Below are 14147 nucleotides of genomic sequence, written 5' to 3'. Positions count from 1 at the left end.
CACCCACCCCCTTCCAGCCCCGCCAGCGGCGCGTAGCTCCCCACCAACGCGCCCAGCACCGGCCGGGGGAAGGAAGGCCCCAGCACGGAGGCCGCCTGGAGCGCCTCGCGCTGACCGGGGGACAGCGCCTCCAGCCGGGCGGTGAGCGCCTCGGCCCCCGACAACGGCACCAACTCACCGGGGCGCTCCTCGTGGAGGGTGATGGCGTGCAGCAGGTGCAGCGGATGTCCCGCGCTGCCCGCGAGCAACGCCTCCTTCGCCTCCCGCGACACCTCGAGCGAGCGCGCGCGCCAGTCGAACAGCGACACGGCCTCGACGTCGGACAGCGGCCCCACCGTGAGCACCTCGGCCGACAGCGGCACCGGGGCCGTGCCTCCCGGGCGCTGGAGCGCGAGCAGCAGCAGCGGCAGGTGGCTCATGCGCGCCACGAGGGCCTCCACGAGCGCATGGCTCAGCGGGTCCGCGTGCTGCCAGTCCTCCAGCACCAGCAGCCGGGGACGCAGGTGCGGCATCAGCGCATGGCAGAGGGCGTCGAACAGCGCGGCGCGCTCGGCGGCGAGGCTCGCCGGCACACCCTGCCGCTCGCGCCCTTCCAGGAAACGCGCGAGCAACTCCGCGTCCGAGCTGGACACCCGGCCCACGCCCGGCGGCGGCCGCAGGGCGCGCGTGGCCTCCAGCAGCTCGCGGAAGGGGCCCGCGGGCGCGCCGGGCAGGGCCATGCCGCTGCCCTCCCACACCTCGAAGCCCTCACCCGCCAGCTCCTCCACGAGCGCGTCCTTCAGCCGCGACTTGCCCAGGCCCGCCTCGCCCACCAGCCACGCCGCGCGCCCCAGGCCCCTGCGGGCCTCCGCCGCGAAGGCCCGCAGCCGCGCCCGCTGCGCTTCCCGCCCCACCAGTGGGGGCGCGCAGGTGGAAGGCGTCCACCGACGCACCCCGGCGCCCGGCCTCTCCCCCAGGGGGGTCCGCGGACACGCGAGGGTGCCCACCGGAATCCGAGCCCCGCAGGCAACACAACCGCCCGAGGACGAGGCCATCGCCACCTCCCATTGAAATGATGCGCTGAGCTTGGAGCGCCGAGAGCTCGCGTCTTCCTCGGAGCGCGAGAGTTTTACCGCCCCGGGTCGCCATCGCGCCTCGCGCCCCGGGGCGGTGCGAGTGTCGTCGCCGCACGGCCCACATGGACCTTCGGGGTGGACGCCCGGGTGTGACTCCACGCGCTCGGTGCGGGCCCACGCTCACATTCCGCATCGCCACCGGAAAACAATCGCCGTCCAGCAAACAATTACAACCATGTTGCTTGAAACAGAGACGTCTGTGCGCCCCGCTCACTCTCCCGCAGGGCAGGCAGGCGTCGGGGGAAGTGTTGAGTACGAAATAATCCTCGCCGATACTCGTTCCTGTCGCATCGCGGCAGCTCCGCCGCGTCCTTGGAGAAGACGACATCCCGCAAAGCCAAACGTCCACCCGCCCGCGAAACGCGGAGCGGGCCTACCCCCCGTCTGTCTTTGAGCCCCAGAGAGCCCTCATGAAGAAGACCCTCCTGCTGGTTGGAACGCTGCTCGGTATCGGCGGCGCTGGCTGTGGCGCGTACGACCCCTCCACCGAAGTGGGTGAAGCCCCGGACACCCTGGGCAGCACGGCCGACGCGCTCACCGCGTCCAACTGCACGCAGCTCACGGCCACCTCGGTCATCGCCAGCGGCAATGATGGCAACGTCCCGGCCAACACGATGGATGACCGGCTGGACACGCGGTGGAGCAACCTCGGCAAGGGCTCGTGGATCGACTACGACCTGGGCGCCACCAAGACGGTGTCCGGCGCCACCATCGCCTGGCACAACGGCAACACGCGCGCCAACACCTTCACGGTGTCCGTCTCGCCGGACGGCTACACGTACACCCAGGTCTACTCCGGCAAGAGCAGCGGCACCACGACGGCGGCGGAGACCTACGGCTTCCCGGCCGTGTCCGCCCGCCGCCTGCGCATCACCGTCAACGGCAGCACGCTGAACGACTGGGCCAGCATCTCCGAGGCCCGCGCCTGCGCCGGTGGCACCACGACGCCTCCGCCCACCGGCTCCAGCGTGGTGTGGGTGGGTGACTTCGAGACGGGGGACCGCTCGCAGTGGAGCAAGACGCAGATGGTGAGCGCGGACCGGCTGGCGCTGGTGGCTTCGCCCCTGCGCCAGGGCCGCTACGCCCTCAAGGCCACGGTGAAGCAGGGCGACGACCCCATCAACTCCAGCGGCAACCGCAACGAGCTGGTGCGGCTGACGCGCGAGCCGGCGGGCTCCGAGTACTACTACCGCTGGAGCACGATGTTCGACTCCACCTTCCCCAGCGCGAAGACGTGGCAGCTCTTCACGCAGTGGCACCACGAGGGCAACTCGGGCTCACCGCCGGTGGAGTTCTACGTCAACGGCGAGGAGATCCACCTCAAGGTCGGCGGCAACCCGGGCACCATCGTCTGGCGCACGCCGCTGGTCCGCGCCCAGTGGCAGGACTTCATCTTCCACGTGAAGTGGTCGCCCAACGCCTCCGTCGGCTTCGTGGAGCTGTACCACAACGGCAAGCTCGTCCTGCCCAAGCGGTACATCGCGACCCAGTACTCCGGTCAGCTCAACTACCTGAAGATCGGCCTGTACCGGAACGACACCATCAGCCAGACGGGAATCGTCTACCACGACGGTTGGACCATGGCCCGCACGCTGCAGGACGTGCTCAGCCCCACGTCCGTCCTCACCGCGCCGTAGCGGGTTGACGGCGACACACCTTGGAGAAACTCCGGGCCGGAAGCCGTGCACCCGCGCGGCCCCGGCCCGGGGTATTCTCCGGGGCATGTCCCAGTCCCTGCTGGTCGTCCATGTCCACGTCCACGTGAAGCCGGAACACGTGGAGGCGTTCCGCGAGGCCACGCTGGCCAATGCCCGCGCGAGCGTGAAGGAGCCCGGCATCGCACGCTTCGACGTCATCCAGGACACCGAGGACCCGACGCGCTTCGTGCTGTGCGAGGTGTACCGGACGGCGCAGGCCCCGGCCGCGCACAAGGAGACGGCCCACTACCTCACCTGGCGCGACACGGTGGCGCCGATGATGGCCGAGCCGCGCACCAGCCGGAAGTACGTCAACCGCTTCCCCGACGACGGAGGCTGGTGACATGAGCGGCCTCTCCTTCGAGTTCGCCACCGCGACCCGCATCCTCTTCGGCCCCGGCCGCGTCAAGGAAGCGCCCGAGGCCATCCAGGCCCTGGGTGGCAGCCGCGTGCTGCTCGTCACCGGGAAGAACCCCGCGCGCGCCCAGCCGCTGCGTGAGGCGCTGGAGCGGCGGGGCCTGGCCGTGCGCGTCTTCTCCGTGGACGGTGAGCCCACGGTGGAGCTGGCGCGGGACGGCACGGCGGTGGCCCTGGAGTTCCGCTGTGACCTCGTCGTGGGCTTCGGCGGCGGCAGCGCGCTGGACGCGGGCAAGACGCTCGCGGCGCTGGCCACCAACGGGGGCGACCCGACGGACTACCTGGAGGTCATCGGCAAGGGGCTGCCGTTGACGAAGACGTCCCTGCCCTTCGTGGCCATTCCCACCACGGCGGGCACGGGCACGGAGGTGACGCGCAACGCGGTGCTGGGCTCGAAGGACGCCAAGGCGAAGGCGTCGCTGCGCGCCCCGCACATGCTGCCGCGCCTGGCCGTGGTGGACCCGGACCTGCTCGTGGGGGCGCCCGCCGCCGTGCTGGCCTCCAGCGGGCTGGACGCGCTGTCGCAGCTCATCGAGCCGTTCGTCTGCATCCGCGCCAACCCACTCACGGACGCGCTGGCGCGCGAGGGCATCCGGCGCTCGGCCCGCTCGCTGCGGCGCGCGGTGCTGGACGGGCCGGACGCGGATGCGCGCGAAGACCTGGCGCTGGCCAGCCTCTATGGCGGCCTGTGTCTGGCCAACTCGGGCCTGGGCGCGGTGCATGGCTTCGCGGCGCCCATGGGCGGCATGTTCGACGCGCCCCACGGCGCGGTGTGCGCGGCGCTCCTGTCGGCGGTGCTGGACGTCAACCTCAAGGCCCTTCGCGAGCGCGCCCCGCAGCACCCGGCGCTGCCGCGCTTCCAGGAGATCGCCGCGCTGCTGACGGGCCGGCCCGACGCCCGCCCCGAGGAGGCGCTCACGTGGGTGGACGAGCTGCGCGCCGCGCTCCGCATCCCCGGCCTCGGCCGCTACGGCCTGACGACCGCGCAGGTCCCGGAGCTCGTGGCCAAGGCGAGCGTGGCCAACAGCATGAAGGGCAATCCCCTGGTGCTCACGGAAGCGGAGCTGACGGAGATCGCCACCCGGTCGATGTAGCCATCCCCCCTGCGAGGACACCCGACGCGTATGCAAGACGTCGACATCAAGACGGCCGATGGAACGATGGACGCGAAGCTGTTCCATCCGGAGGAGGGCCACGGCCAGGGCCCATGGCCCGCGGTCATCCTGCTGATGGACGCGTTCGGCATCCGGCCCGTCTTCGAGGCCATGGCCCGGCGAATCGCGAAGGAGGGCTATGTCGTCCTCCTGCCCAACGTCTTCTACCGAGACGGGCACGCGTCGAAGCTGGACCTCAACGGCTCGTTCGACGACGAGCCGTTCCGCAAGCGCATCTACGCGCTCATCGGCGGCCTGACGCCCGAGCGCCTGAAGCAGGACGCCGCCGCGGAGCTCGACTTCCTGGCCCGCCAGTCCATGGTGAAGGGCCCCAGGGTGGGCGTCGCCGGCTACTGCATGAGCGGCGCCATCGCGGTGCGCATGGCCGCGGACTTCCCGGACCGCATCGCCGCGGCGGCCTCGTCGCACGGCGGCCGGCTCGCCACGGACGCGCCGGACAGTCCGCACCGGCTCGTGGGCCGGGTGAAGGGCGAGCTGTACTTCGGCCACGCGGACCACGACAACGCCATGCCCGCCGAGGCCATCCAGAAGCTGGAGGCCGCGCTGAAGGACGCGGGCGTCAAGCACCGCTCCGAGCTCTTCACGGACAAGCGCCACGGCTACGCGGTGGAGGGCATGGCCGCGTACGACAAGGACGCCTCCGAGCAGCACTGGGAGCGGCTGCTCGATTTGTTCGGCCGGAACCTGAAGGGCTGACCGGGGTCATGCGAACCCTCCTTCCCAGCCTGCTCCTCGCCCTGGCCGCGTGCGCCCATGCTCCGGCCCGGGAAGCCTCCGCCTCCGTCCCCGTCGAGACCATTCCCGCGCGACCGGAGGACGTCGGCACCATCGACGGGGTAATGCACGCCTTCTACGACGTGCTCAACATCGCCCCCGGCGCTCCCAGTCAGTGGGCCCGCGACAGGACGCTCTACAGCCCGTGGATCCGCTTCGTGGCCATCAACGAGAAGGCCGTCGTGCAGGACCATCAAGCCTTCGTCGACACCACGGAGCCGCTGGTGCGCGCGGGCTTCCGTGAGCGGGAAATCCACCGTGAGACTCGACGCTACGGCAACATCGCGCACGTCGCGTCCACCTACGAGACGTGGGGTGGGCCGGCGGGCGCGTACTCGCGAGGCGTCAACCACGTGCAGCTCTACTTCGACGGCCAGCGCTGGTGGATTACCAGCGTGGTGTGGCAGACGGAGAACGCCGCGAACCCGATTCCACCGGAGCTGCTGCCTCCTTCCCGGCCGTGAGCGCGTGCGCCACCGGTTCCGGATGAGGGACTGGGAGTTCCACCGGGAGGGCCGCCCTCTTCGACCTGGAGCGCGACGCCGGCCGCCTCACCGGCGTCGCGCCAGGGCCGGACATCTCCTCGCCCAGCCACTTCACGAGCGCCTTTCCGACACGAGCTCGGCTGCGCGCCCCTCGGCGCTCGTGAGCTGTCGCGGACAGGCACCCGCTCTCAGTGGGCGATCACCACGCGCGAGCCGCACGGGTGGTTGCCCGTGAGGACGTCATGCACCTCGGTAGACAGGGATTGAAGGCAAACCGAGCGAGCAGAGAATCATCGATTCGCACGAGAGAAATCCAATGCAACTGCATGGCATCTGAACCAGCGCTGATTTTTTCGTGCTCGCGTTGCGACAACGTGGCGACGAGCTGTGTCGGTGGGGGGCAGCCACGATGGCTGCCAAGGACAGGCCCATGCACGTTCAATCCGAAATCATCCCCCCGAAGGCTGACACCTCCCGTCGATGGGTGCCCGTGTTGCTGCTCTCCTCCCAGTTGCTGGCCGGCTGCGACGTCACGCGTGTGGACGAGCCCCCCTCCGTCGAGCAGCCGGGTGACGCGACGCCCGTGGCGCTCAGCTCCCCATGTGGAGGCGTCACCGTGCCGCTGTCTCCCGTGGGCGCGGCGATGCGCGCGGCTCCCAATACGAGCATCCCCCTCGCCACCTGCACGGGGATGCCAGACCCGTGGCTGTTCAACATGGACGAGCTGGACACCAGGCTGCTGCGGTTCGCGCAGACGGTTCACGGCCAGATCGACGTGACGACGAGCAGCTTCAGCCATGCCTCGCTCTACTTTCACAACAACCTGGGATGGCAGGAGGGGCTCCTGACCCTGCATCGGAATGTGGGCCAGCGCTGGGGAAGCAGCCCGGTGCCCCACGCACAGAAGCCCATCGTCCGGCTGTACATCGGCGACGTCCTGGAAGAGTTGAACAATGACGGCGTGAAGGTGAGATGGGACGTCGAGGAGATCTACCCGGCAATCACCGCGCTTCTCCGCCAGGAAACCCTCGCCGGTCCCGAGACCTGGAACGTGCGCATCGCGGTCGGCCGGAGCGACGGTCAGCTCGGCGGGTGGAACCACTCGAAGCTGAGCATTCGTGACCGCATCGAGGTCCTCGCCACCAGCTACGAGGTCCCCGAGCACGAGATGGCCATCCACCTCGCGGGCGAGCCCGCCCAGCACGCGGCGGACTGGTTCGAGACCATCTGGGCCGAGAAGAACATCAAGTGCGTGGGTGACACGACGCTGTGCGGGACGGTGCCCGCGGCGCCCTCCGTGGCGGCGACGACGCCGCACCCGTTCCGGCCCGTCAACGTACTGGCCCTGTCGCGCGGCCACCTCGACAGCGGCGTGAAGCTCGACGCGGACCGTGCGCTGATTGCCGGCATGGGCGCCACACAGCGCTCCATGTTCTTCATCAACCCGGGCCTGGTCGGCTTCCATTTAGGCCACCAGGGAGTCTTCTCGCCCATCTTCTTCGAGCACGTGGCGGACGCCATCGCCCGGGGCGTGGACGTCAAGTTCGTGTGGGGTGATGCCGACGAGCACCGCCTGGGCGTGGAAGAGTGGAAGCGCATGCAGCAGAACCTCATCAACCGGTTCGCCTACCGCGGGCTGAATGGGGTCCAGCGCGACGTGGGTCTCTGCATGTTCCACATGGCGGCGTATACCGACACGCGCTCTGGCGCCAAGCCCACGTCCCACGCCAAGTTCTACATGCTGGACTCGGGCTTCTACGTCGGCTCGCAGAACCTGTATCCCTCGGGATTCATCGGCGTCGCCCCCACGCCCGAGCTCAAGGAGTTCGGCTTCTTCGTCGACACGGCGCCGGGGGCGAACGAGCACCTCGCGACCGAGGTCATCAACCGCGTGGTCAAGCCGGTGTGGGATTTCTCCCGGCTCACCGTGCCGCCCAGTGAGTTCGTGAGCTGCGGCGGGCTTGCCTATCCCGTACGCGTTGCGGGCGCGGCCAACACGCCGATGGGCCGGTTCACCTGCGCCAGCGACTTCAACCTGACGCTCGACTTCCAGCGCGTCGAGTACGACCAGGTGGCCCACGCCCGGGGACAGACGACCTGCACCAGCGGCCCCTACACGGTGATTGTGGGAATCACGGGCACCATCGACACGAAAGGCATCTTCACGGGTGAAATCGCCGGCAACCTGCCCGGCCTCACCGCCGACACGGCCCCGCTCACGGGCACCTTCGTGAAGGGCGCCCTGAACGCGGCGTTCACCGGGCTCGAGCCCGTCCGCGGCGTCCCCTACGACGGCTCACTCAGCGTCCGCATGCCCTGACGCCTGGGCCCGGTCGGCGCATATTCCACTCGGCCATCACGTTTGTCATAGATGTTTGATTACACTTGTTTCCGCGCTTCAATTCGAAGCGCGTCACCAGGGGGTCGTGCCTTGAATTCGAACATTCTGGGTCGTGTGAAGCTGGCAGCCATCGTCACGGGTATCGCGGGTGCCACGGTGGCTGGGGAAGCGCGGGCGGATGTCTATGACGACACACACCCGAACTGGATCTACAGCACCGGGTGGAGCCCGGTGTCCGGAGGTGTCTACAGCGGCGCGTACAACGGGACGCTGCACCTGACGCAGACGCCGGGCTCGGTGGCGAGCTTCACGTGCAACACGGCGGGGTTCGACATCTACATCAGCACCGCGTCCAACCGAGGGAAGTTCCAGCTCTTCATCAACGGGCAGTCGTATGGAATCTACGACGCCTACTCGCCCACCACGGTGCGGCAGGTTCCGCTCTTCTACGGCTACTTCATTCCGTACGGGACGTACACCTTCACCATCAAGACGCTGAACGAGAAGAACCCCGCTTCGACGGGCTACTTCGTCGACATCGACGCCATCGAGTGCTGATGAACGGGTGACCGGGGCGCCCTGCCCCGGCGCCCGCGTCCACAGGTGTCGTGAGACACGTCCCGGGAGCGCCTCTTGCCAAGGCGCTCCAACATCGTTAATCCTGTAGGCATGTACCTCGTGGTGAGTGCTCGTCGATTTAGCAGCCCCCCGGCCCCGTTCGGGTGTCGGGAGGCCGTGCTCTTCGACTGAGCGCACGCCCCTCTCGTTGGTGGAACGCCGTCAGGCGCGACGCCCTCCCGAACCCGCCGGGGGGACATCCGTCGCCGGCGGCGCAAGGCGGCTCCCCTGCCTGGCGTCCCGGGAACCCCTGCGTCCATTTCCACCTTCCGAGAGGTTTCCCATGTCGTCCGTCTCCCCTTCCGTCTCTCCGTCCGTCTCCATCCTCAGCGCCGACGAGCTCCGGCGCGCCCTGTCCGTCCGCGACCTCACCGACCCCGCCTCCGGCCCGCACGCCATGCAGCTGCTCGTGTCCGCCGCGCTGGACGCGCTGCGCTCCGCCTGGGGCTGTGAGGTACGCATCCACCGCCAGAGCCCCGTCGTCTCCATCGCCGACAACTACGACCGGCTGCACTACCCGCCGGGCGGCGCCGCTCGGGACGCGCGCTACTCGCGGTACGTCTGTGACACCGCGCTGTTGCGCTCGCAGACTTCCGCGATGATTCCGGGGCTGCTCCGACGGATCTCCGCGACCCCGCCCGAGGACGCGCTGCTCGCCTGCCCCGGGCTCGTCTACCGACGTGACTGCATCGACCGGCTGCATACCGGCGAGCCCCACCAGATGGACCTCTGGCGCATCCGTCGGGGCACGCCTCTCACCACGGACGACCTGCGGGACATGATTGCCACCGTGGTGCGCGCCCTGCTCCCCGGCCGCGAGATGAAGCTGACACCGGCCGTCCACCCGTACACCACCGATGGGCTCCAGGTGGATGTGAAGCACGGCGGCGAGTGGGTGGAGATTGGCGAGTGCGGCCTCGCGCTTCCGGCGCTGCTCGCGGAGAGCGGGCTGGACACGCGCACCACCACGGGCCTCGCCATGGGTATCGGGCTGGACCGCATCCTGATGCTGCGCAAGGGCCTGGACGACATCCGCCTGTTGCGCTCTGCGGACACCAGAATCGCGTCACAACTGTTGGACCTGGAGCCCTACCGCCCCGTGTCCTCCATGCCGGAGGTGCGCAGGGACTTGTCCATCGTGCTCGATGAACAGCAGACACCCGAGGAGCTCGGGGACGCCGTGCGCGCGGCGCTCGGGGAGCGGGCGGAATTGGTGGAGACGGTGCAGGTGCTCTCCGAGACGCCCTACTCCGCCCTGCCCGCCAGCGCGGTGAAGCGGATGGGCGTCATCCCCGGGCAGAAGAACGTGCTGCTGCGCGTGGTGCTCCGCGCGCTGGACCGCACGCTGACGCACGACGAGTGCAACACGCTCCGGGACGACATCTACGCGGCGCTGCACCGGGGCACCGCGTGGGAGTGGGCGGCGCGGCCGCACTGATTCATCACGTGGGCGAATCCTACCGCTGAGCCACGTCGACACTGAAGAGGTCCAGGCACGCTCCCAGTCCTGTCCGGAACGGAATCTCCATTCCCGTGGGCCTGTCCGCTTCCGGGCCGGCTCCTCCGGAATGGAATCTCCATTCCCCGTGGGCCAGCCCCAGGCCTCCTCCTCCGGACTGGAGCCTCCATTCCGGGTAGGCCTGCCAGCCCGGGGCCGTCTCCCTCGGAACGGAATGTCCATTCCGGGTGGACCAACCCCAAGCTACCTCCTCCGGAATGGGGCCTCCATTCCGGGTGGGCCTGCCCGCCCGGGGGCCGCCTCCAGCGGAGCGGAATGTCCATTCCGCCTGAGCCGGCCGGACCGGGCCGCCTCCTTCGGAACGGAATGTCCATTCCGCCTGAGCCGGCCGAACCCGGGCCACCTCCTTCGGAACGGAATGTCCATTCCGCCTGAGCCAGTTGGACCCGGGCTGCCTCCTTCGGAACGGAATGTCCGTTCCGCGTAAGCCGGCCGGACCCGGGCTGCCTCCTTCGGAACGGAATGTCCATTCCGCGTGAGCCCGCTGGACCCGGGCCGCCTCCCCTGGAACGGAATCGCCATCCCTCGTGGGCGGGGCAGGTTCTCGCCAATCCGCGAAGGAGGGTCTCGCCATCTCTGGCCGCCGCTGGCAGGTGCCGACTCCTCCGCGAACGAGGGCAGGATCATTGGGGCGACCGCAAGGGCGCATGGAACGTCGTCCCTTGAAGCCCCTTCGTGCGAGTCCCTGCCACGCATGAAGGAGCCTCGCGGCACGGGTCCATGGGCCCGTGAGCACGCCGGTGGCCCACTTCCACTTCGGCACCGGGCCACCCTCCCGCGGCCTCACACCTTGTAGAGCAGGTCCATGTACTTCTTGAGCAAGTCGCTCACCATGCCCCGGAAGGGGACGCTGGCGGCCATGCCGTAGACGGGCGCCATCGTTCCCTTGTCGCCGGGGTTCGCCTTCACGTGCTCCACGGCGGCGCGGAGGTCCTCCAGGAACCGCTCCGCCACGCCCGACTGCGTGTGCCGCAGCGTCACGCACAGGTGCACCGCGGAGGGCTTGTGCAGGCCATTGAGGCTCCACCCGCGCTCGCTCATCCGCTCCATCACCTTGAAGACGTCCACCGTCTCCGAGCCGAACGCGATGACGAACAGCGGGTCGCCCAGCACGTGCAGCTCGGGGATGGCGCGGATGCCCTGCTTGATGGTGCTGGCCGCTTCCAGGATGCGGCGCGTGGCCTCCAGGTAGCCCTGCTCGCCCATGCTCACCATGGACGCCCAGGCCGCCGCGATGAGCGCGCCCGGCCGGCTGCCGGAGAACGTCGGCGAGAAGTAGATGCCGCCCGGCCAGTCCGTGGCCGTGAAGTACTGGTGCGAGCGCAGCTCGGTGCCCCGGTACAGCACCACCGAAGAGCCCTTGGCCGCGTAACCGAACTTGTGGGTGTCCACCGAGATGGACGTCACGCCCGGCAGCCGAAAGTCGAACGGCGGCACCGGGTAGCCCAGCTTCTTCGCGAACGGCAGCACGAAGCCGCCCAGGCACGCGTCGGTGTGGAAGCCGATACGCTTCCTGCGCGCCAGCTCGGACAGCTCCTCGATGGGGTCGATGACGCCGTGGGGGAAGCCCGGCGCCGAGCCGATGAGGACGATGGTGTTCCGGTTGATGGCCTTCTTCGTCGCCGCCACGTCCGCGCGGTAGTCCGGACCCACCGGCACCCGCACCATCTTCACGCCGAAGTAGTGCGCCGCCTTGTCGAAGGCAGGATGCGCGCTCGCGGGCGCCACCATCTCCGGCTTCGTGATGCCCTTCGTCTCGCGCGCCCAGTCCCGGTACGTCTTGATGGCGAGCATGATGCTCTCGGTGCCACCGGACGACATGGAGCCGCAGATGTGCTCGGAGGCCGGCTTGCCCGCGTTGGCGGCGTCGGCGCCCAGCATGCTCGCCGTCATCGCCACCACCTCGGCCTCGAACTTCGTGGCGCTGGGCCACAGGTCCGCGTGCAGCGGGTTGCTCTGCGAGTGCAGCGCGTACACCTGGTTGAGGAAGTCGATGTGCCCGGTGTCGCCGTTGTACACGGCCCCGGACACCTTGCCCTCGCGCCAGCGCGGCTGCTCCTGTGTCTCCAGCTCCTTCAGCTCGCGCAGCACGTCCTCGCGCGAGCGGCCCGTCACTGGCAGATGGTCATACGTGGGCAGCTTGCCCCGGTACGGCTTGAGGCTGCCCTCCAGCTCGCCCAGCAGCGAGTCCGACTCCTTCGACAGCAGGTCGCGCACCATGGGCACGGCCTTGAGGTAGCGCTCGGCCTTGGAGAGCAGGCGCGGGGGCACGTGGTTCAGCAGACGCAGCGACTTCGGGTCGGGAAGAGCCATGAGAGGTTCCTTTCTCGCGCCGTGCTGTCAGGCGCTCCGGGCGCGGTTGAGCCGCGCGAAGATGGCCTTGTTGGCCTTGTAGAGGTTGACGAACTCGCGGAACAGCTCGTCGTAGAGGGCCCGGTTCTTCGGGTCCGGCTCGTACGTGCGGGCGATGGGGACGAGCGACGGAATCTCGTCCACGGTGAGCTTCCCGAGCGCCACCGCCGCCTGGAACGCGGCGCCGCGGGCGTTGGCCAGCACGGGCTCGTCCACCTGCTGAATCGTGCGTCCGAGCACGTCCGCGTGAATCTGGCACCACAGCGGCGAGCGCGCCCCGCCGCCGATGATGCGCATCGAGTCCAGCCGCTTGCCCACGAACTGCTCCACGTAGGTGAACAGCCAGCGCGAGTTGTAGGCCACGCCCTCCATCACCGCCCGCACCATGTGGGCCCGCGTCGTCTTCAGCGACTGGTTGAAGAAGCCCCCGCGCAGCGCCTTGTCGTCCACGGGGCTGCGCTCGCCGTTGAGCCAGGGCATGAAGATGAGCTGGTCGCTCCCGGCGGGGACGGTGCCGGCCTGGCGCTCCATCAGCTTGTAGACCTCCGCCGAGTCGTCCTCCGCAGGCGCCTGTCCGGGCGCCGAATCCTTCCCATAGAGGATGTTGTCCTTGAGGAAGGTGAGGCAGATGCCGGCGGACTCCTGCTCGTTGGCCAGGAGGTAGCGGCCCTGCAGCGCGGACGGCACCGAGGCCATCTGGTGGAAGATGTCCGTCTTCTTGTAGGGCACATGGCAGCTCAGCCACGACGAGGTGCCCACGCAGAGGTGCGGCTCGTTGTCGCGCACCGCGCCCGAGCCCACCGCGGCGGCGAGGATGTCCGGCGCGCCCGTCACCACCTGCACGTCCTCGCGCAGGCCCAGTTCCCTCGCGGCCTCCGGCTGGAGCGGCCCCAGCACCGTCGCGGCGGGCACCAGGTCCGGCAGCTTCTCGCGCTTGAGGCCCGTCATCTCCAGCAGGCGCTCGTCATAGGTGACGCGGGACAGCTCGCGGTTATCCGTCACCCAGTGCAGGGTGATGGAGTCGTACGAAGCGGCGAAGCGGCCGCTCAGCCGCAGGTTGAGCCAGTCCTTCGGCTCCAGGAACTTGTAGGTGTTCCGGTAGACGTCCGGGTGCTCCGTCTGGAGGTAGAGGATGTGGCCCACCGGGTCCTTCCCGGACAGGCTCGGCACCCCTCCGGACAGGCGAATCCAGGTGAGCAGCCGGCGGATGCCGTAGCCCTCCACGGGGATGAACCCGTCCGCCACGCGCTTGACGTGCGGGGCGCCGCGCGAGTCCATCCAGATGAGCGCGGGGCGCAGCGGCCTGCCGGCCGTGTCCACCGCGACGGTGCCGGACCACTGCGAGCTGCAGTTGACGCCGATGATGTCCTCGGCGCGCACGCGACCCGATGCCAGGAGCCGCCGCGTCCCCTGGACGATGGCGCGCCACCAGGATTCGGGGTCCTGCTCGGCGCCTCCGTCGGGGAGCAGCTGGAGGTCCAGCGGCTCCACGTCGCCGCCGAGGATGCGCCCCCGGACGGACACCACGGCCAGCTTGACCGCCGAGGTGCCGAGGTCGATGGCCAGGATGGACTGCTCACCTGCGTGGGACACGCATCCCTCCATGCTGCGAGTCGGGAGTCGACGGACGAGCGGCGTCGTCAACTCTAGAGGA

Annotated in this window: 11 protein-coding genes; 8 read left to right on the top strand and 3 right to left on the bottom strand. The window is 69.4% G+C overall.

From position 1 onward, the window contains the following. Nucleotides 1–932: AAA family ATPase (locus tag HG543_RS29250; protein WP_343073465.1), on the bottom strand; the 932-nt coding region annotated here is incomplete at its 3' end. Nucleotides 933–1525: 593 nt separating this feature from the next. Between HG543_RS29250 and HG543_RS29245 the strand changes: the two genes are divergently transcribed. From HG543_RS29245 to srmL, 8 genes are all read left to right on the top strand, one after another. Then, on the top strand, nucleotides 1526–2752 hold the full coding sequence (locus tag HG543_RS29245) for a heparin lyase I family protein (RefSeq protein WP_169348181.1): 1227 nt from the start codon (nucleotides 1526–1528) through the stop codon (nucleotides 2750–2752). Between the two features lie 85 nt (nucleotides 2753–2837). After that, nucleotides 2838–3155 carry a putative quinol monooxygenase gene (locus HG543_RS29240; protein WP_169348180.1) on the top strand — a complete coding sequence of 106 codons (318 nt, stop codon included), beginning with the start codon at nucleotides 2838–2840 and terminating at the stop codon, nucleotides 3153–3155. Nucleotide 3156: 1 nt separating this feature from the next. Continuing rightward, nucleotides 3157–4323 carry an iron-containing alcohol dehydrogenase gene (locus tag HG543_RS29235; protein WP_169348179.1) on the top strand — a complete coding sequence of 389 codons (1167 nt, stop codon included), beginning with the start codon at nucleotides 3157–3159 and terminating at the stop codon, nucleotides 4321–4323. A gap of 30 nt (nucleotides 4324–4353) precedes the next feature. Next, nucleotides 4354–5100, top strand: coding sequence for a dienelactone hydrolase family protein (locus HG543_RS29230; RefSeq protein WP_169348178.1), 747 nt, complete (start codon nucleotides 4354–4356; stop codon nucleotides 5098–5100). Nucleotides 5101–5108: 8 nt separating this feature from the next. After that, complete coding sequence (locus HG543_RS29225; RefSeq protein ID WP_169348177.1) at nucleotides 5109–5642, top strand: hypothetical protein; 534 nt, start codon at nucleotides 5109–5111, stop codon at nucleotides 5640–5642. Between the two features lie 451 nt (nucleotides 5643–6093). Then, nucleotides 6094–7983: a phospholipase D-like domain-containing protein gene (locus tag HG543_RS29220; protein WP_169348176.1), complete on the top strand. Its 1890-nt coding sequence runs from the start codon at nucleotides 6094–6096 to the stop codon at nucleotides 7981–7983. 111 nt (nucleotides 7984–8094) lie between these two features. Beyond that, on the top strand, nucleotides 8095–8562 hold the full coding sequence (locus tag HG543_RS29215; RefSeq protein WP_169348175.1) for a hypothetical protein: 468 nt from the start codon (nucleotides 8095–8097) through the stop codon (nucleotides 8560–8562). Nucleotides 8563–8905: 343 nt separating this feature from the next. Continuing rightward, nucleotides 8906–10060 (top strand): PheS-related mystery ligase SrmL, encoded by a 1155-nt coding sequence (srmL, locus tag HG543_RS29210; RefSeq protein WP_169348174.1) that lies wholly within the window; start codon nucleotides 8906–8908, stop codon nucleotides 10058–10060. A gap of 864 nt (nucleotides 10061–10924) precedes the next feature. Here the strand turns inward: srmL and HG543_RS29205 are convergent. After that, nucleotides 10925–12454: a pyridoxal phosphate-dependent decarboxylase family protein gene (locus HG543_RS29205; protein ID WP_169348173.1), complete on the bottom strand. Its 1530-nt coding sequence runs from the start codon at nucleotides 12452–12454 to the stop codon at nucleotides 10925–10927. Between the two features lie 27 nt (nucleotides 12455–12481). Further along, nucleotides 12482–14098: a xylulokinase gene (locus tag HG543_RS29200; protein ID WP_169348172.1), complete on the bottom strand. Its 1617-nt coding sequence runs from the start codon at nucleotides 14096–14098 to the stop codon at nucleotides 12482–12484. Nucleotides 14099–14147 lie beyond the last annotated feature (49 nt).

It is taken from the genome of Pyxidicoccus fallax (assembly GCF_012933655.1).
In the GTDB taxonomy this organism is placed as follows: Bacteria; Myxococcota; Myxococcia; order Myxococcales; family Myxococcaceae; genus Myxococcus; species Myxococcus fallax.
The sequence above is the reverse complement of the archived record's forward strand: the minus strand, read 5'-3'. Positions and strand labels throughout refer to the sequence as shown.